The sequence below is a fragment of the Planctomicrobium stercoris genome (genome assembly GCF_051465655.1).
Lineage (GTDB): Bacteria > Planctomycetota > Planctomycetia > Planctomycetales > Planctomycetaceae > Planctomicrobium.
On the sequence record NZ_CP195791.1, the window covers coordinates 1,727,999 to 1,747,512 of the forward strand.

16 protein-coding genes and 1 tRNA gene are annotated in these 19,514 nt (G+C 56.9%); 8 read left to right on the plus strand and 9 right to left on the minus strand.

The annotated features are described in order from the left end of the window. Window positions 1–36 precede the first annotated feature (36 nt). Window positions 37–3,084, plus strand: a complete 3,048-nt coding sequence (locus SH661x_RS07140; RefSeq protein WP_437229415.1) for a sigma 54-interacting transcriptional regulator — start codon at window positions 37–39, stop codon at window positions 3,082–3,084. A 398-nt stretch (window positions 3,085–3,482) separates the two neighbouring features. On the opposite strand, the gene SH661x_RS07145 is transcribed toward SH661x_RS07140, so the two are convergent. Then, window positions 3,483–4,409 carry a hypothetical protein gene (locus tag SH661x_RS07145; RefSeq protein ID WP_437229417.1) on the minus strand — a complete coding sequence of 309 codons (927 nt, stop codon included), beginning with the start codon at window positions 4,407–4,409 and terminating at the stop codon, window positions 3,483–3,485. A 312-nt stretch (window positions 4,410–4,721) separates the two neighbouring features. Between SH661x_RS07145 and cysK the strand changes: the two genes are divergently transcribed. Beyond that, the gene (gene cysK, locus SH661x_RS07150; protein WP_437229419.1) at window positions 4,722–5,654 is read left to right on the plus strand and encodes a cysteine synthase A; all 933 of its coding nucleotides are present in this window, start codon (window positions 4,722–4,724) and stop codon (window positions 5,652–5,654) included. Between the two features lie 289 nt (window positions 5,655–5,943). On the opposite strand, the gene SH661x_RS07155 is transcribed toward cysK, so the two are convergent. From SH661x_RS07155 to SH661x_RS07165, 3 genes are all read right to left on the minus strand, one after another. After that, the gene (locus SH661x_RS07155; protein WP_437229421.1) at window positions 5,944–6,438 is read right to left on the minus strand and encodes a PRC-barrel domain-containing protein; all 495 of its coding nucleotides are present in this window, start codon (window positions 6,436–6,438) and stop codon (window positions 5,944–5,946) included. A gap of 188 nt (window positions 6,439–6,626) precedes the next feature. After that, window positions 6,627–7,232 carry a hypothetical protein gene (locus tag SH661x_RS07160; RefSeq protein ID WP_437229423.1) on the minus strand — a complete coding sequence of 202 codons (606 nt, stop codon included), beginning with the start codon at window positions 7,230–7,232 and terminating at the stop codon, window positions 6,627–6,629. A 140-nt stretch (window positions 7,233–7,372) separates the two neighbouring features. Next, entirely contained in the window at window positions 7,373–7,840 is a 468-nt protein-coding gene (locus SH661x_RS07165; protein ID WP_437229425.1) for a PA2169 family four-helix-bundle protein, read from the minus strand. Between the two features lie 353 nt (window positions 7,841–8,193). Between SH661x_RS07165 and SH661x_RS07170 the strand changes: the two genes are divergently transcribed. After that, entirely contained in the window at window positions 8,194–8,595 is a 402-nt protein-coding gene (locus tag SH661x_RS07170; RefSeq protein ID WP_437229427.1) for a DUF4112 domain-containing protein, read from the plus strand. Between the two features lie 94 nt (window positions 8,596–8,689). After that, window positions 8,690–8,956: a GlsB/YeaQ/YmgE family stress response membrane protein gene (locus SH661x_RS07175; protein WP_437229429.1), complete on the plus strand. Its 267-nt coding sequence runs from the start codon at window positions 8,690–8,692 to the stop codon at window positions 8,954–8,956. A 138-nt stretch (window positions 8,957–9,094) separates the two neighbouring features. Here SH661x_RS07175 and SH661x_RS07180 read toward each other — a convergent pair whose 3' ends face one another. The 3 genes from SH661x_RS07180 to mntR form a co-directional block, all read right to left on the minus strand. Beyond that, the gene (locus SH661x_RS07180) at window positions 9,095–10,603 is read right to left on the minus strand and encodes an MFS transporter (RefSeq protein WP_437229431.1); all 1,509 of its coding nucleotides are present in this window, start codon (window positions 10,601–10,603) and stop codon (window positions 9,095–9,097) included. A gap of 494 nt (window positions 10,604–11,097) precedes the next feature. Beyond that, window positions 11,098–12,936: an ABC transporter ATP-binding protein gene (locus SH661x_RS07185; RefSeq protein ID WP_437229433.1), complete on the minus strand. Its 1,839-nt coding sequence runs from the start codon at window positions 12,934–12,936 to the stop codon at window positions 11,098–11,100. Window positions 12,937–13,039: 103 nt separating this feature from the next. Continuing rightward, window positions 13,040–13,522 (minus strand): manganese-binding transcriptional regulator MntR, encoded by a 483-nt coding sequence (mntR, locus tag SH661x_RS07190; protein WP_437229435.1) that lies wholly within the window; start codon window positions 13,520–13,522, stop codon window positions 13,040–13,042. 361 nt (window positions 13,523–13,883) lie between these two features. Here mntR and SH661x_RS07195 point away from each other — a divergent pair, with 361 nt between their 5' ends. Next, window positions 13,884–14,927, plus strand: coding sequence for a DUF1559 family PulG-like putative transporter (locus SH661x_RS07195; RefSeq protein WP_437229437.1), 1,044 nt, complete (start codon window positions 13,884–13,886; stop codon window positions 14,925–14,927). A 2-nt stretch (window positions 14,928–14,929) separates the two neighbouring features. Continuing rightward, window positions 14,930–15,289: a hypothetical protein gene (locus tag SH661x_RS07200; RefSeq protein ID WP_437229439.1), complete on the plus strand. Its 360-nt coding sequence runs from the start codon at window positions 14,930–14,932 to the stop codon at window positions 15,287–15,289. A gap of 174 nt (window positions 15,290–15,463) precedes the next feature. Here the strand turns inward: SH661x_RS07200 and SH661x_RS07205 are convergent, their stop codons facing one another. Continuing rightward, entirely contained in the window at window positions 15,464–15,967 is a 504-nt protein-coding gene (locus SH661x_RS07205) for a hypothetical protein (protein ID WP_437229441.1), read from the minus strand. 365 nt (window positions 15,968–16,332) lie between these two features. Between SH661x_RS07205 and SH661x_RS07210 the strand changes: the two genes are divergently transcribed. Continuing rightward, window positions 16,333–16,406: transfer RNA gene (locus tag SH661x_RS07210), tRNA-Arg, on the plus strand. 226 nt (window positions 16,407–16,632) lie between these two features. On the opposite strand, the gene SH661x_RS07215 is transcribed toward SH661x_RS07210, so the two are convergent. Continuing rightward, window positions 16,633–17,559 carry a DNA integrity scanning protein DisA nucleotide-binding domain protein gene (locus SH661x_RS07215; protein ID WP_437229443.1) on the minus strand — a complete coding sequence of 309 codons (927 nt, stop codon included), beginning with the start codon at window positions 17,557–17,559 and terminating at the stop codon, window positions 16,633–16,635. Window positions 17,560–17,914: 355 nt separating this feature from the next. On the opposite strand from SH661x_RS07215, the gene SH661x_RS07220 reads away from it, so the two are divergent. Then, window positions 17,915–19,495: an aldehyde dehydrogenase (NADP(+)) gene (locus SH661x_RS07220; RefSeq protein ID WP_437229445.1), complete on the plus strand. Its 1,581-nt coding sequence runs from the start codon at window positions 17,915–17,917 to the stop codon at window positions 19,493–19,495. Window positions 19,496–19,514: the final 19 nt, after the last annotated feature.

A 19,514-nucleotide genomic window follows, 5' to 3' on the forward strand; every position in this document is an offset into this window, starting at 1 on the left:
GTTTTCGGCGCTGAACAAACCAGTTTCGGCGCTGAAATGGGACGTTTACATTTTCAACGGTCGGCGATTTCGCTCCTCGCGGGGATCGCCATCTTCTACTGCCTGGCGGTGCTGTGGTACGTCCCCACCCAGCCCTGCATCCCGCTCAACTGCCTGCTGACCAACAGCTCCGGTGAAGATCTTCCGGGGCTCGAAATTCAGGATGTCCACCTTTTGAAAGGTTTGAAGTCGATCAAAGGGACAACCCCGGAGGTCGGCGACAGGATCATCGCAGCTGCGGGGCAGCCGATCCGCAGCTTCGCCGACTGGACCCGGGTGCACAGAATGCTGCGTACCTGGAAGATCGACTCTGCAGCGGTCATCGCATTAGGGAAAGATCCCACCGAAGAGAGCGCAAAGTCGAATATTTCCGTCTTCGAATACACCGACAAATCCCGCGTAGTTCTGGTCTGGTTTCTCCGCGAGGGGGTGGACCATCCGTTGCTGGCGTGCCTGCCTTTGGTCGGCCAGCCGGTCTTCGAAGTCTCGATGACCCTGCTGTGGTATGTGCTGCAGCTGTGCGTTCTTGTGGTCGGGGGAGTGGCCTACTGGAACCGTCCGTTCGATCAGCCGCTGCAGACATTCTTCGCCCTATCCGCCCTGACGCTGATGGCGTTCGTCGGCGGGAGCCACTGGTGGTTGATCTCCGCGAGTCCCCCCTTGATTCTGGTCTTCGCCATCGCCGGCTGCCTGTTGCCGGCTGCCTTGCTGCATTTCTTTCTGACTTATCCGTACCCGATCCCGCTCTTTACGCAAGAACACCGTTGGAGTCGCTGGCTGCTGTATGTCCTTCCCGCATTTGCAGCAGCGGGACTCTCCCTGATGATCGTCTTTGCGACCCTGATGACACGGGATTTCGGGCAGGGTCCGTTCGCACAAACCCTCAGCCGCATCACAGGTGAGGGAGCCCGGCTCGTCTTTCCTCCACTGAGACAAAGCATCTATCTGGTCTTCGCGATGGAAGTCGGGTATTTCCTTGCGTCGCTGCTGGCGATTCGACGCAGCTACCGCGTTTCGCGTAATCCGTTTGAACGGAATCAGGTCACCTCGTTGATGGGGGCGGCGCTGGTCGCCACGCTCCTGATCGCCTGGACGATTTATCTCGCTGTCAGCAATCACGTGTACTTTGCACTCGGGGGTGCCCGGCTGCCGATGTTCGGCGCCAGTCTGGCCTTCATGCTGGCTTACGCGATTGGGATTGCCCGGTACAAGCTGCTGCTGATTGATCAGGTGATCTCCCGGGGGGTCTGGTACTACTGTGCGAGCGCCGGGCTGACGTTGATCTTCGCTGCTTTGGTGGCCGTGGGAGCGGTGAATACAGCCCATCAGGATCTCTATTTCTTCGGTCAGACCGTTCCGCTGATTCTGGTGCTGATGATCGCCGTGCTGGTCGTGATCTGGATCCGGGACTCCGTCCAGAGAAAACTCGACCGTCGATTCTTCAGTGAAAAGTATCAGCTGGACAAAGCGCTCAACCGCATGAACCGGGTGGTTTCCAATCTGCTGGAGCCGGAAGCGGTGGCGGACAGTCTTCTGAACTCATGTCGGGACGTGCTGCATGTGGAGCAGGCCGCGTTGTATCTGCGAAAGAGTCAGCGTCTCGAGTTTCGGATGTTCACCGCAGTGGGTAGCGGAAATCTCCCGCTGCAGATCACGCTGGAATCATCGGTCCTCGATGTGCTCACCGAAAATCTGGTGCTGCAACGGGTGCCGCATAGTACCAGCCCCACGCAGTCACTGCTGAGACAGTTGCAGGCAGATGTCGTTCACGGCCTGGAGATGCAGAACAATCTGGGGGGCTTACTGGTCCTGGGCGCCAAACGCAACAATCTGCAGTTCTCTGCGGAAGACCTGGCGTTCGTCGATGCCATGGCCCGCATTTCGGGGGTCGCCCTGCATTGTGCGACAGTGCAGCAGGATGTGGCGCGTCTGAATCAGGACCTGCAGCTGAAGATGAATAAGATTGAGGATCAGGAGCGCCAGCTCTCTGTTCTTCACGGAGAACTGGCGACTTTGTCGAAGCTTCCGGCGATCGCGCCACCTGAGGTCGAATTGCGACGTGAGGCGATCAAGGGCCACGGACCAGCAATGACGCAGGTGCTTGAGACCGTTCGAAAAGTCGCAGGCAGCAATTCCTCTGTTCTTATTCGGGGGGAAAGTGGAACGGGGAAAGAACTGCTGGCCCGGGCACTGCATGAAAACAGCCCCCGCCGGGATGCCCCACTGATCAGCGTACACTGCGCCGCACTTTCGGCGACACTGCTGGAGAGTGAACTGTTCGGCCACGTCAAAGGGGCCTTCACGGACGCTCATCAGGATAAGGAAGGCCGCTTCCAGATGGCGCACGGAGGAACATTGTTCCTCGACGAAATTGGGGATATTTCGCAGGAAGTGCAGGTCAAGCTTCTGCGGGTGCTGCAGGAACGCAAGTTCGAGCCTGTTGGAAGCACCCGCACCGTGTCGGTGGATGTCCGAATCGTGGCAGCCACGCATCGCAACCTCGAGGAACTCATCGCTGCAGGTCAGTTCCGTGAAGACCTGTTTTACCGACTCAACGTGATCAGCGTCACATTGCCGGCGCTGCGGGAGCGTCCGGAAGATCTGTATGAACTGGCAATCCATTTCCTCCGCAGGGCATCTGCGGAAATCGGAAAGAACGTGCTGCAGATAGACGACGACGCGTTGATGGTCCTGCAGTCCTATGACTGGCCGGGAAATATCCGCGAGCTGCAGAACGTCATCGAGCGGGCGGTTGTGCTGACGGAAGGAAATTCCATCCGGGTTCAGGATCTGTCCATTGCCGGGACCGAGTTGCGAACTCTGAAATCCGCGACTGCGTCGGACGGAAAACGTTCCTCTGGTGTGCCTGCGCGTCTCAACCAGATTGCGCTGCGTCGCAAGACACTCATCAGCGAGGGGGGTGAACTGCAGATGCTGCGTGATGCGCTTGACGCCTGCCAGGGGAACAAGGCAGAAGCCGCCCGTTTGCTCGGAATGCCCCGAAGCACATTCTTCAGCAAGCTGAAGAAGCACGGCATGGGGTGATCCCTCTCAGTCGACAGGAATCGCTTCGACAGAATCGAAGTTTGATACCACCGAGACACTGAGACACGGAGGGGTAAAAGAAGAACCGCGAATCCGTCGAATTCAGCGAATGATTTTTGGACAAACTTGGGTGTTCTATCCAAGAACAAAAGGGACTTGCGACTCATCGCTATTCGAACACACAACAGGGATTCGCCTGATTCGTTGTATTCGCGATTTGAAGAGTCTGTGTGCCTGATTGTCTCCGCGGTGAAATCTTCCGTCTGAGAAAACCGCAATCCGAAACAAATCTCAAATTTCAATTTCCGAACGGCACGAATTGATCGTCGTCTGGAATTTGAAAGTTCGGATCTGTTTCGGATTTCGAATCTGTACTTTGAATATTCCCGAGCGTGCCGTCAGCGAGCAGTTCCGCTTTGGGGAGCTGTGGCGGTGCGAGTGACCGGTGGGCGGATCGATTCGGGAGTGACCGGTTCCCCCAGAGCAGTCAGTCGACGGCGTTCCGCATCGACATAGACCGCGGCGGTCACCTTGAGCAGTTCCTGCGGCCGTTCCGGTGCGACACCCTGCAGCCGGCTGGCGGTCTGTTCGACCCATCCCGGCTGGCGGGACATGGCACTGCTCATCAGAGCCATAAACAGGGTCACTTCTTCGAAGTTGCGATCCGCGATCCGGAAACTGACCGGTGAAATCAGCTTGGCAATCGTTTCGACTGCCGCGGAAGGGAAGCAGACAAACAGGTCCAGGTGATGCACCACTTTTCCGGTGTTGTCGAAGCGGGGCTGCAGATGCATGAGCGCTTTCGCGTGGATCGGCTTGGGCATCCCGGGGCTTTGCAGTTGACCCTGACAGAGCACCAGATAACTTCCGGGACTTCGCAGCAGCACGTCCACGGTTCCGACGGTGCCATCGCTGGTGTCGGTCTGATAGTGCTGCGAATTGATTTCCTTCATCTGTACGCTGGAGATATCCAGGGCGCGCCAGATGCTGACAGCGACATCCGGGTGATCGGTGAAGTAGTTATAGGTGCGACGATCGACTTCCACTTCCAAAGTTGGAAGGCGCCGGAACAGACTCAGGTCTTTGAGCACCTGCTGGACATGCTGTTTTCCAGCGGGTGTGAGATGTTCTGTCGGCAGCTGTTCGATCGCTTCCTGCTTGGTCCGTCGGCTCGAATCTCCCGCCTTGACCAGATTGGCACTGATCGGTTGACCTCCGTTGCCGCCTGCAATCTGCCCGATGGGGATCACAGAATTGTGATCCACCTTCTCAGACTGCGCCACTGCTGCAGCAGGCGCATTCCAGCCTGCCAAGATCACCGCCATCAGGACGGAGTATCTCCGTCGTCGCAAGTCGTTCGACCGCATGAAGCCCCCCCGGCTCTTTGGGCACCTCTTGCGTTCGGCGGAAATTGCCGAAGCTCCCCTGTGAGGTGCCGGTCTGGAAGGAATAATCGGTAAAGTCACCTCGACAGGCTCAGTCGAAATTGCTCCATCAGGCGAGGAGTGAAAAGATGACACGCCTTCGTGCACGGATTTGACGGAAAACCTTGCTTAGATCGCCCAAATTTCACGATAATCAATTTACTGTCGAATTGATCGTTCGGAGAGAGTTCAATTTCCTGGAGGGAGCCCCAAATGCCCGTGTTTAACAACAACGCCGAGACCATCGGACATACCCCGCTGGTCCGGATTCACAATCTCACCAAAGGACTCAAAGCGACGGTGCTGGCGAAGATCGAAGGCCGCAACCCTGCGTACTCGGTGAAGTGCCGGATCGGTGCTGCCATGATTGAGGACGCGGAAAAACGCGGCGTTCTGAAGCCGGGAATGAAAGTCGTCGAACCGACCAGCGGAAATACCGGCATCGCGTTGGCCTTCGTCTGCGCCGCCAAAGGTTACCCGCTGACCCTGACGATGCCCGAAACGATGTCGATCGAGCGACGCATGATGCTCCGCTCATTCGGTTCTCATCTGATCCTCACTCCCGGTGCGGACGGCATGAAAGGGGCGATTCGCAAAGCGGAAGAGCTCAGCGAACAGCCGGAGTATTACATGCCTCAGCAGTTCAAGAATCCGGCGAATCCTGCCGTTCACTTCAGGACGACCGGTCCGGAAATCTGGAACGATACCGATGGCAAGGTCGACATCCTTGTCGCTGGGGTCGGCACCGGTGGAACCATCTCCGGGGTTTCCCAGTACTTCGAAAGAGAGAAGAAGCAGCCTCTTTATTCGATCGCTGTCGAGCCCAGCACGAGCCCGGTCCTTTCCGGAGGAGCTCCTGGCAAGCATAAGATTCAAGGTCTGGGTGCCGGCTTTATCCCGGATACGCTGGATCGCAGCATCGTCGATGAAGTGGTTCTCGTGACTGACGAGGAGTCCTTCGAAATGGCGCCACGCCTGGCGAAAGAAGAAGGGATCACCTGCGGGATCAGCAGTGGTGCCGCTATGGCAGCAGCTCTGAAAGTGGCTGCCCGCCCCGAATCGGCTGGCAAGACGATCGTCGTTGTCCTGCCGGATTCCGGCGAACGTTATCTGTCGACAGCCCTGTTCGACGCTGTCAGAGATTAAGACGCGAACCAGTGGCAAGAACAAAAAAGTCCCGGTGGATTCAGGTCCACTGGGACTTTTTTCATGAAACTGACGAAAGTCGATTCACTCATACAGAAAATTTTTAACCACGGAAGGCACGGAAGGCACGGAAATGGACTCAGTTCTGTGCAGTCCATCAGAGTTGGCTTTGCGGACATTCATTCATTCGCTGTATTCGAAAGATTCGCGGTTAAACAATACTTTCCGAGTCTTCCGTGCTTTCCGTGGTTCAAATCCTTCTTCACCCAACGGGACCACGCCTGCGTCACTACTCCACCTGAGATTCTCCTCGGGGCTGTGTGTAGTACGTGTCGACTTCTTTCTGCCAGTTCATGTCGGCGAAGTTCGGCCAGTTCCCTTGGTTGAAGCCGGGAGCTTTCTTGAGACGATCCTCCGGAATGTCCAGGACCAGGTAATGGGCATCGCTGTTGGGATCTTTCCGCAGCTGGAACGCGGTCACCGGGACAGCGAAGTGCTTGTCCCCCAGACCGAGAAATCCGCCGTAGGAGACGGCCAGATATCGGATGCGATTGTCCTGAAGATCGACGACGAAGTCGCTGATGGTGCCCAGAGGCTGGTTGCTGGCATCACGGACATTCATTCCGATCAGCGTGCTCGCTCGCAACGGCAGGGAAGTCGGGTGTTCGGAGATCTTATTCACTTCCACTTTGACGCGTGGCGGATTTTGATCTTCAGCCTGCAGACCGGATGCCAGCAGCATCCCCGCACAAACCAGCGTAAGACCTTTGATGAGACGACGCATGTTTCTTCCTCCTTCTCGAAAAGATGGAGAGGTGCCGGCGTGTGGCGGCTTCGTCACGACATTCAAAGACCGGCTGCTCCTCTTGATGTGTGTCACAGCCCGCGGCAAAAAAGAAAAACGGACAATGCCCCTCCCCCAGCGGGCATTGTCCGCTCATCAACACATCGGCAATTCCGATCTGCAGATGATTAGTCCACAACTGGGGTATTCGGAACCGGAGGCACGTTGGCACCCGTGTTCACGTTGACTTCGGGAACCCCTTGGTTGGTATTGGCATTCACGTCGATATTACTGCGAGCTCCGTTGAGGTTCGCGTCGGTGCGAACGTCGGTCCGCGAAGCGGGGAGAGGAGCATTGCGATTCAGGTCGCGGTTATCGCGCAAGTCGCGACGATCGTTCATCCGACGATCGTTGAACTGGCCATTGATCTGGCCATTGGGAGCATACTGGCCATCAGGGAGTTGCTGGCCCTGGATGTACTGACCGTTTCCATTGTTGTGATAGGTGGGCCGTGCAGCACTGTGTTCATATCCAGTCACTGGGGCAGCTTGATAGGAGGCACCGCATGGGGAACAGGCGGCGGGTTGCTGCTGCTGACAGGGATCACAGGAATTCGCACCGCATGCTCCGCCGTTGCAGGCGTCCTGTCCGTAACCGTAGTTCTGCTGACATCCGCAGTCGTTGTAGTAGCGACGGTGGTGTCGACGGCCAGCGTCGGCGCCGTCTGTGACAATCAGTGTTGCCGCAATTGCCACAGCACCAAACACAGCAATCTTTGTAAAGCGATTCAACATTTCCTCGATCCTTCTGAAACGAGACAGAAACTGCGACCCGCAACCATTGCTGGTCGTTTCGCTGATGCCATGCTTAAAACGTTTTAAGCATTCCGTGACATCACGAGTGGAACTTCACTTCAAGTTCTCAGGTGCCTGCATCAGGCCTTATGTTCATCACGCAGGTCACGAATCCGGTCGTGTGCAGCTTTGACCTGGGCATACTGCTGGGTCAGCACATCGTTCATCGCGCTCCCTGCGGTTTCTTTCAGCACACCTTCATAAGCGGCCTTGATCTGGTCCTCGCCTCGTTCCGCTTCAGCGAGTACGGAGTAGAGATTGTTTCCCGAGATCATTTCGCGGATTGACATCCAGCCCCGGTGAATGGCGGCTGCATAGGAACCGGTCCGGTTGGGTTGTTCGTGATTCCACTGGACGTACTGGCTGAGCTGATTGGCCTGCTCTTCGCGCTGATGAGCCAGGGATTGGAAGAGCGTCGAGAGGGTCATGTCTTCAATCTCGCGTGCTGCCTGCTCGAAGCCGTCCTTGCTGTCGATGTTAATCTGAATCAATTCCTGCAATTTATTGATCGTTTCCTGATTCAGTTGCGTTTTTGTTTCCAGAGCCATGTTTTCTCTCCAGGGAAAATGACGGGCGACAGAAGTTGTCGAGGGGCTCGTGTTTGAGATGCAACAACAATGCCGATGTGACAGAAGGTCTTGACGAATTTGACGACATTGCCATCAATTCATGAGAGATCGCGTTGTGTGTGCGTTTTTCGCAGCGAAACGCAGCGGCTGCATGCACTGTGCGGCGAGCGACCATGATGGATTCCGGTCTACCAAATAACGCTGGCGGACTGGATTTCTCGATCACCGCCGGGACGACCCAGGATTGTTCTCGAAACGGCACCACGCGTGCTGATGCCTCCCAGTTTTCTCTTTAACCCTAAGGTGCTCCTCAGTTGACACAGACCGTCGAAATGCCGATTCCCGAAATCCTTGATGCTCACGAACGTGCGGCCCGCACTGCCCATCGGGTCGATGAAGCAGAAGTGCTTCGTCGGATCCGGATACTGGCGGACCTGATGGACAATCGTTTCGTGATTCCGGGGACGAACTACCGTATCGGGCTGGATGCGTTGATCGGTTTGATACCAGGCATTGGTGACTTAGCGACCACTGCGGTGGCTGCCTACATCGTGTACCTGGCCCGTCAACTGAACGTGCCCAAAACACTGCTGGCTCGCATGATCTTCAATGTAGCAGTGGACATGGGGATGGGGATTGTCCCCGTCGTAGGGGACGTGATGGACGTGGCGTGGAAGGCAAATTTGAAGAACGTTCGCCTTCTGGAACGGCACTTGCAAACTCGTCGCCGTTAATCGTCCGGCAGCGTGTCTGCCGCGTGATGGCGACCGCAGATCAGGCGTAAGCTGCGGGTTGCTGGTCCCCCTGTCAACTGCCCGGAGAATGAAGATGAACACGATTGGCGCATTGATTGTCTGGACACTTTTCGGCCTTGTCGCGGGCTTGATTGCCCGATTTCTGGTACCGGGACGTCAGCCGATGGGCTGGCTGGCGACAATCATGCTGGGAGTGATCGGCTCCTACGCCGGCGGATTTCTGACATATGCGGTGCGAGGCGGAGAAATGTGGCAACCCGCTGGAATGCTCATGTCAATTCTGGGCGCCGTCGTCGTTCTTTTCCTGTATATTTCGATGGCGAAAGGGCGGACTGTTTAATCGCAGTCTGTCTTTGCCGCGATCAGTCACTTAAAAAGAAGCACCGCACTCAAGTCGACTTGGGTGCGGTGCTTTTCGTCTGTTGGACTGACACTCTCTGAGAATCTCGGATCCGGAAGTGTGCAAGTCCGTCGTGCATCATGCCAGCATCTCGTCTTTGCGCGTTTCCGGAACGAACCAGATCGCAACCATTCCGACCACATAGATGTAGCTCATGACGCTGCAGGCATCGGGATAACTTCCGTTGAAGACCTTGTTCATGAGTGCCCCGGTCTGCAGGGTCCCGACAGCTGCGAGAATCCGACCGAAGTTGAATGCAAAACCCTGTCCAGTCGCACGCACGCTGGTGGGAAAGAGCTCGGGGAGGTAGAGCGGGAGCCACCCATAGAAAGAAGCTGTCGTCCCGCCTGCGAGCATCGCGGTCGTCAGGAACCAGGGACCGAATTCCTTACTGGTCTGAAAGAAAACGAGCGACGCCGTGAGTGAGAGGATGCACAGGCCGAAGTAAGTACGTCTTCGTCCGAACGTATGTCCGATCATCGCAGCGGAGATCGTTCCGATGATGGCCCCCACTCCCAAGGCAATCTGAGTATATTCCTTAGCATGCCGAACCGGTTGGTCCTTTGTCAGTTCCGAGGCCCATGCCGCGGCCCACTGAACCGATCCCCAGGTTCCCAGCAACGCCACTCCGCTGATGACCGCTCCCATGATCATCAGCTTGCGGACCGGCTGCCCCCCAGCTCCGCGGATCACCTGATCCTCGCTCACCCGCTTGAGATAACGTGTGACGGGATAGAGATAACCGATGATCGCCATGGCCAGTCCGACCACCGTTCCACCCAGACGGACACTCTGCGGGATGTTTTCATCCGCCCACAGATAGATGATTCCCAGGGGACCTAAACTCCCCGCCAGGACTCCCAGCAGATCGCTGGTCGCCCAGTTCGAAGTGCGGCCAGCCTGTTGTTCTTCTTCCCATCGTTCCGATTCAGGAACGAAGATTCTGACCAGGAACGTCAGGACAGCGGGCAGAGCACCGCACATCATCAGGATACGCCAGCCTCCATGTGCCAGCAGCATGGCGACGGTACTTTCGGGAAGTCCGAGAGCTCTTAAAAAAGTCTCCAATGAACCGACCACCTGCGAGAGTCCCATTCCCATCACCGCGACGAGAATAAAACCGACGTTCGAGGCGGCACCAATCAACCCTGCCAGCCATCCGCGTGACCTGCTGGGCCACACTTCCATGACCAGCGAGACCCCCAGCGACCATTCGCCTCCCATTCCCAGAGATGCGATCACTCGAAGTATTAAGAGCTGTGTGGCATTCTGTGCGAAGCCGCACAGGCCGCTGAACAGGGCATAGGTCAGGATGCTCAAAGACATTGCCCGGACTCGGCCGATCCGGTCACCCAGCCAGCCGAACACGACACCCCCCGTCGCAGCTCCGACCAGAAAACCGGCGTGAATGACTCCCATCCAGGCTCCCCGTTCACCGGGGTCCGAACCGGACATCAGGTCTTCCAGTGCAGGATGTCCGACCAGCGGAAACAGTCCCATTTCGAAACCGTCAAAGAGCCAGCCCAGGAACGCAGCCGCCAGCGCGGCCCATTGACCCCGAGTGGTGGAGTTGGATTCTGCCTTCATAACCACTTCCTACGTAGTCTCGAATCAATATGTTGCGATGAATTCAGGACCGCCATCATGGCGACTTCATCGATGAATTTCAGCCATCAGGAAAGCGTCATGTGTTCAGAAATCGAAGATTGTCTGGTTTAAAATCAAATGATCTGATTGAAAATAGTGACACAGTAGTGTGGAATTTTGCGCAAATACCGCTGAACAAACAAATCCAATTCTCCCGCTGACCAGAAGGAATCGGACCATTGAAGTCGCAGAAGACCTTCTCGGGTTTCACATGGCCCGATCGGGAGACGGGAATGCTGCAGCGCGCAGCATCAGATCATCGTCCGCAGACATTCCTATGGCCGCAGGTCGGAGGAGACGAGAGAACGCAGTCTCCGGCACGCACGTCAAACGAGAGCGGTTTTGCAAATAATCTATTACGTTCCGCAGGCGATCATATGGACTTTCATGCGGTGAAAATCCTGGATCGCCTGCACATGATAGACCAAACGGGTCTAACGAGGCGATGTCAGCACGCTGGCGTCGGGAATCGATGAAATCAGCTTTTTGGTGTAGTCGTTTCGCGGGTCTGCATAGATCGCTTCCGAGGGCCCGAACTCGACGATCTTCCCGTTGCTCATCACAGCCATCATGTCAGACATGAACTTCACCACACTCAGGTCATGGCTGATGAAGATGTACGTCAGGTTTCGCTGTTCCTGAAGATTCTTCAGCAGATTGAGTACCTGAGCCTGAACGGAAACGTCCAGCGCGGAGACCGACTCGTCACAGATCAGAAACTCCGGTTCGACCGCCAGAGCACGGGCGATGGAGAGCCGTTGTCGCTGACCGCCCGAAAACTCATGCGGATAACGCAGCAGATGCACCGGCTCCAGCCCGACTTCCTGCAGCAAGGCTGCGGCGCGTTCACGGCGGTCGTATCGCGACTTCCCGAGCCCATGGATGACCATGGCTTCGGTCAACATCCCCTCGACGGTCATACGGGGATTCAACGAGCTGTAGGGGTCCTGAAAGATGATCTGCATTTTGCTGCGGTATCGCTGCAGATCATCTCCATGGAACGAAGAGATGTCGACTCCCTCAAACAGGATCTTGCCCGAAGTGACAGGCGCCAGTTTGACGATCGCTCGACCTGAAGTGGTCTTGCCGCATCCCGATTCGCCGACCAGTCCGAGCGTCTGTCCCCGGTAAACTTTCAGGCTGATGCCGTCGACAGCTTTGACATGGCTGGTGACGCGTCGCAGCAGTCCGCTGCGAATGGGATAATAGACTTTCAGGTCTTCCAGAGAGAGCAGGGGACGCTGGCTTTCGGGAACGAAGCGGGTGTCCGACTGCAGTTGGCTGTCGGTGACCGGATGACCCATGCGTGTCAGTTCGAGTTTCGGATGCAGCAGCCGACCGCGTCCGGTGTTCTGAAGGGCCGCGAGCTCTGCGGGATCTGCCGACTTCTCGCGGATGATGTACGTGCCGTCCGGTTGACGCTGTGCATCCATGAAATCGCTGACGGTGGGGAGTCGGCGGTATTTCGATTCCAGTTTCGGTCTGCAGGCGAGCAGCCCTTTGGTATAGGGATGCTGTGGAGACCGGAAGATCTGCTCGACCGGCCCCTCCTCAACCAGCTTCCCGCGGAACATCACCGCGACGCGATCCGCAATTTCCGCAATCACTCCGAGATCATGGGTAATGAAGAGGATGGACATCCCTCGACGATCCCGGATCTGCTTGAGTAGATCGAGAATCTGCTTTTGAATGGTGACGTCGAGCGCGGTGGTCGGTTCGTCAGCTATCAGCAGTTCAGGGTTACAGGAGAGTGCGAGGGCAATCATCACCCGCTGTTTCTGTCCCCCCGACATCTCGTGCGGGAAGCTGTAGAATCGGCGTTCCGGCTCAGGAATTCCGACTTCTCGAAACAGTTCCAGCGTCCGTTTCCGGGCTTCTTGAAAACCGACCTTCTGGTGCTGCTGGATCGCTTCGGTAACCTGCTTGCCGACGCGAAACACGGGATTCAGGCTTGTTCCCGGCTCCTGAAAGATCATGCCGATCTGCCCGCCGCGAATCTGCCGCATCTGGTTTTCGGGGAGGTGGATCAGATCTTTTCCGAGGTAACTGATCTTTCCGGCAGCGATCCTGGCACTCGCCTGGGGGAGGAGCCGCATGATCGACAGTGATGTGACCGATTTCCCGGACCCCGATTCGCCCACCAGCCCCAGCGTGGCCCCTTTGTCGATCCTCAACGTGAGATTGTCGACTGCTCGGAGGATTCCTGCTTCTGTGTGAAAAACGGTCTGAAGTCCGTCGATCCGCAGGACCGGTGATTCGGCTGTCGTTTGCATGGAGATCCCTGTCGTGATTCGGCCCGGACGATTTGGGTGGTTGGTGGATGCTTCAGAGAAGAAAGTTTTGAAATGCTGAGGTCGCCGAGAAATCCGAAGAGGCTTATGTCTCGTCGGCCTTGACCGCGCTTCGGGGCTTCTTTCTTGAAGTGGGGGTTTGAGGCTTCAGGCTGGTCTCTTTCGCTGAGATCATTCGAAAACATTCCAGCGTTTCCGGACTGACATGGTGTTCGATCCCTTCCGCGTCAATCGCAGCCGTCCGCTCGGGAACTCCGATGGCAAGTAGAAACTGATAGACCACTTCGTGCCGCTTTTGAGACGCTTCAGCGAGCTTGGCCCCTTTTTCTGTGAGTTGAATAGGGCGATAGGGTTCCGTGTCGACGAAACCCTCTTTCTTGAGGCGGCTGACGATGCGGGTGACGGTGACGTGGCTGACGTCGAATCTCCCGGCCAGGTCGACAACACGGCAGCTTCCCTGTTGCTCATGAATTTCTGCGACCGCTTCCACGTAATCCTCAGCCGTCTCCGTGGAGTGATCCTTGCGGGTTCGGCGGTGTCGGGCGGCGATGCGGCGTGTGTTTTTCATGATTTCGGGACAGGGGGATGCGAGCGTTTCTGCGGAACCTGTGCCGATCTCACCAAAATTTTCTCGTGGCCCCCTAAGTTGGCCCGGCACAGGTTAATACGGCTTTTCTACCGGATCGGCGGGATGAGGTACAGCAAGATTTCCGGGAAAACCGTTGACGTGAGATGTAGCGCGGGCTACATTTTCGATGTCGCAAGAGTAGCCAGTGCTACATTTGGGCGACCTCGCGAATCCGGAAGTTGCTCATCGCCGGAATTCCGGGCAGCTGTTTCATCGACATTCGGGTCCCCACTCTCTTGCTGTAGCTGAGAACAGGCTTGCGGTGCGCCCACCGGCCCGCTCACGAGAACAGGAATCACAGATGCGGAATCATCGCGGATTTACGCTGATCGAACTTCTGGTGGTCATCGCCATTATCGGTGTACTGGTGTCTCTGCTGCTGCCTGCCGTCCAGCAGGCTCGCGAAGCCGCCCGGCGCAGCCAGTGCAAGAACAACCTCAAGCAACTGGGGCTGGCGCTGCACAATTATCACGAGCAGCATCGAGTTTTTCCTCCGGCCTACATCGGAACGCTGGGAGCTTCAGGAACTGCTTATGGGCTTTCTTATCCAGACGACAATGAGAACGGGCCTTCTGGATTCGCCTGGGGAACTTTGCTGCTACCCAACCTTGATCAGTCGACCGTTTACAACGGGCTGAACTTCTCTGAGCCGTGCTGGGCCACGCAGCATCTTGATTTGGCGAGAACCAAGCTGCAGGTTTTCCTATGCCCAAGCGCCTCGGGCGGGGATTCCGGGTTCAATGTGCAGAAGTGGACCTCGGGGTCTTCCTCAGCACCGCACGATCCAGTGGACTTTTCACCGACCATTGTTTTTGCTCACGCACACTATGTCACCAATGCTGGGATTCATCAGCCCTGGGGGCGAGACCCGGCATATTCCATGGATTTCTCAGTACCCGAGCCGATCGCCAGCACTGGTCAGAGTGTGGTTCAGGATGGTCCGTTCTACCGAAATTCCAGGGTGAGAATCGCTGATGTCACCGACGGCCTGTCGAATACGGTCTTCCTCGGCGAGCATTCTTCATCACTCAGTGACAAGACATGGTACGGCACCATTCCTTACGCAGCGACTTGTCCAAAGCCGGGTTGGCCTTCCGATTGCAACAGTGCAGGTTGCCTGGTGGGAGTCCATAGCGGCCCTGACACGCACGATCATCCCCAGGTTGTGATCCACGCTCCCAATCATCCTTTTGGACATACCGATGAAATGTACTCAGAGCATGTCGGAGGTGCCCATGTCTTGCTGGGAGACGGCTCTGTCCGGTTCGCTTCTCAGTTTATGGACCCGTTTACATTCGTGGCGATTTCGACACGTGATGGGAGTGAGACGGTCGGAGACTATTAAGCATGACTCGCTGGACAATTATGAAAACCGTGACCGGAAGCGTGAATTTGAAATGGATTTTCATTCTCACTGCACTGTGTGGGCTCATGTCGAGTTGCAACCGCGCACCGCAAGTCGTGGCCGATCCGGCGGTCTTTAAAGAACTCGATGCTTTATATACCGCCGTGACAGCTCGCCGAAGCGACCTGTTGCAGGCCAGCCAGCTTCGCATCGGAGAATTGCATGAAAACAAACAGCTCTCCGATACGGGCTTTCATCAGATTTCCGGTATCGTTCAACTCGCTGAGAGGGGAGATTGGCAGGACGCATCGGAAAAGCTCTACCACTTCATGCGAGCGCAACGCAAGAGTAAGTCAGGCTGACTGATGACCCTGTCCAATCGGGTGATTTCATCACCGGCAGGGCGGGTTCCTGCCGATCCGGACCACGGTGATCACCTGATCTTTCCGCACCTCTGCGGGAACTTCCGCCACTCGGATCGAAACCCAACTCAGGCGATGAAGCCAGCTGTCAGGAAGCCGCGGCGTCTCGTCCTGTCAGGGGGTTGCTGGTATTGTGGCCAGAAGGTCATCAATCAGCCGGAACAGGACTTCGTGCGTGACCTGCACATCCGCGGGGGTTCGTCCCGGTTGACCGGCGATCGACTGGAATCTGCGCAGTGTGAAGCTGCCGTTGCCGGATGACGTCAGCAGGACTTCGTAGTACTCGGTCCCATGTGGACGAACGGTGGGCGGAGTTGATCGAATCAGGATCTGTCCTTGCGCGGGATCGAGTTCCAGCGGGCCGATCTTCTCAAGCAGATAAGTGACACGCTGGGCAAGATCATTCGCCCACTGCTCAAGCTCAGCGAAAGTTGCAGTCTGCAGTTGCGGGACGAACAGGACCAGCTCGGAGAACGCACAGCTCATGGAGTCAACAACCGTCAACTCCAGGCGGACCGTCACCCCCGAGGCGTCGCTGGCCTGGACGGAGTTCGGCATCGCTGCCCTGGATAAGTGCAGCGACCGCAGCTTCTGCTCGAGATCATCTCTGAGTGGCATCTCAATTCCTTTGAGAGGGACAAACGGAAGTAGACTGCCCAGAATTCGCACAACGCACCATTCACCTGGGATTCTATTTTACCAGCAGGGAGATCAGGAAAGGGCAATCTCTTTCGAGAAATCGATTTTCAGCGTCTGGGCCCGCCCCCAACGAGTGAATCCGAGAGAATGAAGCTGAGAAAAACGGATGGAATTCCGTTAGAAGCAGACGCATTTCGATCGCAAAGCTCCTGACAGATTGAACTGGCCGTAAAATCCCGTTTTGACGCTGAATCGACATGCAGAAACGAATCTGACACAGATCCCATGGCGAATGCTCCTGCAAACTGGCATCCCAATGAGATTTCGGTAGAATCCCTGCACCTGTCTCCGTAGCTCAGCTGGATAGAGCGTTGGCCTCCGAAGCCAAAGGTCAGAGGTTCGAATCCTCTCGGAGACGCTTGACTTACGTCGGTTTTCTGAAATCGAACTTTCTCCCGGGCAGAAGGGCGGGACGGTGCAATCCGGACCGCGACGCGTCGTCACACGTTGAAATCGGAGAAATTCTTACGATTCCCGTTTAGCTGCACACCTGAAGTGTGCAGCTAAACATCTGCTCTTGTGATTTTCGACGGGCAGCTGGCCCGGTTTGCCGACGCGGAACTTGAGAGGCGAAGTCCGAGACTTCAGTCCTGCGGCGGTTCGACGTCGACGTCGTGCCATTTCATCGCCTGCATCATCGGTTCGATGCGCAGCACGACGGTTCCACCCTGGAAGAGTCGAACGGTCCCGGTGGATTCCGAGACTGCAATGGCGATGGCGTTTGTCGCTTTCGAGATCGCAGCGGCGGCCCAGTGGCGGGCTCCGAGCCCTTTGGACAGCGTCAACTCTTCTGCCGGGGCATCGAGAATCCGTCCGGCTGCCATCACGGTCCCGTCGGACGCGATGATGAATGCGCCGTCGATCTGCGAGAGCTCTTTAATGCTTTCGCAGACGCGGGGATTCGAAATCATCCGCTCTTTCTTCGGATAGCCCCGAAACGGGTCGTGGATTTGTTCATGGGACATCTCCAGCACTTTGCGGTGATGTCCGACGACGAACAGCGTCCCGACCTTTTTACTCTCGCGTCCTTCCCGTCCGATTTCGACTGCCAGGTCGACAACGCGTCTCAGCGTTCCGAGCGGAACCTGAGTTTCCAGACGCTGCAGGTCGCGTGCTGTCAAACGGGCCAGACGTTCGCTCAGGTTGATGATGCTGAGTGAATCGATCGTGTCCCGTTCGTAGCCGGAGTACAGGACGATGACGCGGTCACCGGGCTTGACGAGGTTATCGGCAATGGCCTCAAGCAAAGCCTGACTCAGCTGCACCTGACGTGTCTGCGGCTCCTGAATCAACGGGACCATGAGAATGCCGTCGGCCTTGGCGGCTTCCTGAACTTCAGGGATCGGCGAAGCAACGATCAACAGCGTCTGCTTGAGAAGCTGCTGGATCTCTTTGAAATCGTAAGGGACGTCGGCCAGGAGGACGGTGGCGATGCAGTTCGTCTCTTCCGCAATGCGTCGAGCCTGCTTGATCAGGCTGACGAAAAGAGGCGGAAGACTGTCACGAGCCATAATAAGAACCCACCTGCGCGCTCTCGGCAATCCGAGATCGAAAGCGACCTGAGCGCACGCCGGTTAAATGTTGTAAACGGAAATCTGCGAGAGATTTAAGAGGAGGCATTGGCAGTGTACGACAATTCCGGAGAACGTCAAACGAAGCCGGAAAACCTGTTTTTTCGAACCAGTCCGATGTTCGGAATCTGATAGCATTGAAGTTGAAACTATTTCCTCTCACACTGAACTGTTCGAGTCCGTGATGAGGACTGACGCCCCGGAACCGTGAACTCTCGGGCCACGGATGCTCGCGGGGCCGAAGCGGTCTTGTCTGCCGACGAACTTACTGAGACGACATGCTGGAGAGCTGGACATGCAACCGGTTTTGATCAATGGAGAATGGCGGGCATCTCGCGGAACCAAGTCGTTTCAGGCGATCAATCCGGCGGAACGGAAACAGCTTCCGGCTCTCTTTCCCATCAGTCCCTGGGACGAAATTGAAGAAGCCCTGACCGCGGCCGCCCGCGCATTTGAAATGGTTCGGGGCTGGCCGGGCGAACGGTTTGCCACGTTTCTCGAAGCGTATGCCACCGCCGTCGAAGCCCGGGCGGAGCAGATCGTTCAGATGGCTCACCTGGAGACCGGGCTGCCGGTCTCGCCTCGCCTCAAAGATGCCGAACTGCCACGAACGGTCAATCAACTTCGTCAGGCGGCCGCTGCAGCGCGGGACGGCTCCTGGAAGATGGCCACCATCGACACCGCAGCGAACATCCGTTCCGTGCTCGGATCGCTGGGCCCGGTTGCAGTCTTTGGTCCGAACAACTTTCCGTGCGCGTTCAACAGTATCGCGGGGGGTGACTTTGCCGCTGCGGTCGCTGCCGGGAACCCGGTGCTCGCCAAGGGACATCCTTCACATCCGGAAACCACGCGTCTGTTCGCGGAAGCGGCCCATGAGGCAGCGCGTTCGACGGGAATGCCAGACGGATTTGTGCAGTTGATCTATCGCACCGGCCACGAAGAAGGGGCCAGACTGGTCTCGCATCCGAAGATTGCAGCCAGCGGTTACACCGGCGGGCGGCATGCCGGGCTCGCCCTGAAAGCGGCGGCGGAGCAGGGGGGCAAGCTCTTTTATGCGGAACTCTCCAGCGTCAATCCGCTGTACATCCTGCCGGGGGTCTTGAAGGAGCGATTCGACACCATGGTCACGGATTTTGTGACCAGCAGTCTGATGGGGACTGGTCAATTCTGTACCAACCCCGGCATGGTCGTCCTGAAGGCAGGGGAACTGACGGAGAAGTTTATTTCGGCTGTGGCTGCGAAGTTTGACGCCAGTCCGGTCGGGACGCTGCTGGGAGAGTCGACGGAAAGCAGCCTGCGGGCGGCAATCGTCGCATTGCAGCAGGCGGGTGCTCTGGTTGTCACTGGGAACCGGCCTGTGGATCAGAGTCGATGCTGCTATTCGAACACGTTATTGCGGGTCCGTGCGAAGGGGTTTCTGGAAGATCCTCGCGGTCTGCAGGAAGAGGCGTTCGGCAACTGTGCTCTGATCGTCGTCGCCGACACGGATCAGGAAATCGCCGCTTTGTCTGAGCATCTGGAAGGGAATCTGACTGGCTGCATCTATTCGAGCACAACAGGCGAAGACGATGCACTCTATGATTTGATCGAGCCGGGTCTGCGACAGAAAGTCGGTCGGCTGCTGAATGACAAAATGCCGACGGGAGTTGCCGTGAGTCCCGCGATGAACCACGGGGGCCCGTATCCTGCGACCAGTCACCCGGGATTTACAGCGGTCGGCATCCCGGCGTCGATGCGGCGGTTTGCGATGCTGCAATGCTATGACAACGTTCGTCCGGCCCGCCTCCCTGCAGAACTCCGGGACGAGAATCCGACTGGCACCCAGTGGCGTCTGATCGACGGGGCCTGGACTCAGGGGAACGTCGCGAAGAAGTGAACGGACGTCCCCGAAGATC

Excerpts from the sequence above, each read along its gene's own strand:
- SH661x_RS07180 (WP_437229431.1), bottom strand. The coding sequence starts at position 10,603 with ATGAAGGCAGAATCCAACTCCACCACTCGGGGTCAATGGGCCGCGCTG.
- SH661x_RS07205 (WP_437229441.1), bottom strand. The coding sequence starts at position 15,967 with ATGCCACTCAGAGATGATCTCGAGCAGAAGCTGCGGTCGCTGCACTTA.
- SH661x_RS07215 (WP_437229443.1), bottom strand. The coding sequence starts at position 17,559 with ATGGCTCGTGACAGTCTTCCGCCTCTTTTCGTCAGCCTGATCAAGCAG.
- SH661x_RS07175 (WP_437229429.1), top strand. The coding sequence starts at position 8,690 with ATGAACACGATTGGCGCATTGATTGTCTGGACACTTTTCGGCCTTGTC.
- SH661x_RS07155 (WP_437229421.1), bottom strand. The coding sequence starts at position 6,438 with ATGCGTCGTCTCATCAAAGGTCTTACGCTGGTTTGTGCGGGGATGCTG.
- SH661x_RS07160 (WP_437229423.1), bottom strand. The coding sequence starts at position 7,232 with ATGTTGAATCGCTTTACAAAGATTGCTGTGTTTGGTGCTGTGGCAATT.
- SH661x_RS07220 (WP_437229445.1), top strand. The coding sequence starts at position 17,915 with ATGCAACCGGTTTTGATCAATGGAGAATGGCGGGCATCTCGCGGAACC.
- mntR (WP_437229435.1), bottom strand. The coding sequence starts at position 13,522 with ATGAAAAACACACGCCGCATCGCCGCCCGACACCGCCGAACCCGCAAG.
- cysK (WP_437229419.1), top strand. The coding sequence starts at position 4,722 with ATGCCCGTGTTTAACAACAACGCCGAGACCATCGGACATACCCCGCTG.
- SH661x_RS07200 (WP_437229439.1), top strand. The coding sequence starts at position 14,930 with ATGACTCGCTGGACAATTATGAAAACCGTGACCGGAAGCGTGAATTTG.
- SH661x_RS07140 (WP_437229415.1), top strand. The coding sequence starts at position 37 with ATGGGACGTTTACATTTTCAACGGTCGGCGATTTCGCTCCTCGCGGGG.
- SH661x_RS07185 (WP_437229433.1), bottom strand. The coding sequence starts at position 12,936 with ATGCAAACGACAGCCGAATCACCGGTCCTGCGGATCGACGGACTTCAG.
- SH661x_RS07195 (WP_437229437.1), top strand. The coding sequence starts at position 13,884 with ATGCGGAATCATCGCGGATTTACGCTGATCGAACTTCTGGTGGTCATC.
- SH661x_RS07165 (WP_437229425.1), bottom strand. The coding sequence starts at position 7,840 with ATGGCTCTGGAAACAAAAACGCAACTGAATCAGGAAACGATCAATAAA.
- SH661x_RS07145 (WP_437229417.1), bottom strand. The coding sequence starts at position 4,409 with ATGGCGGTGATCTTGGCAGGCTGGAATGCGCCTGCTGCAGCAGTGGCG.
- SH661x_RS07170 (WP_437229427.1), top strand. The coding sequence starts at position 8,194 with ATGCCGATTCCCGAAATCCTTGATGCTCACGAACGTGCGGCCCGCACT.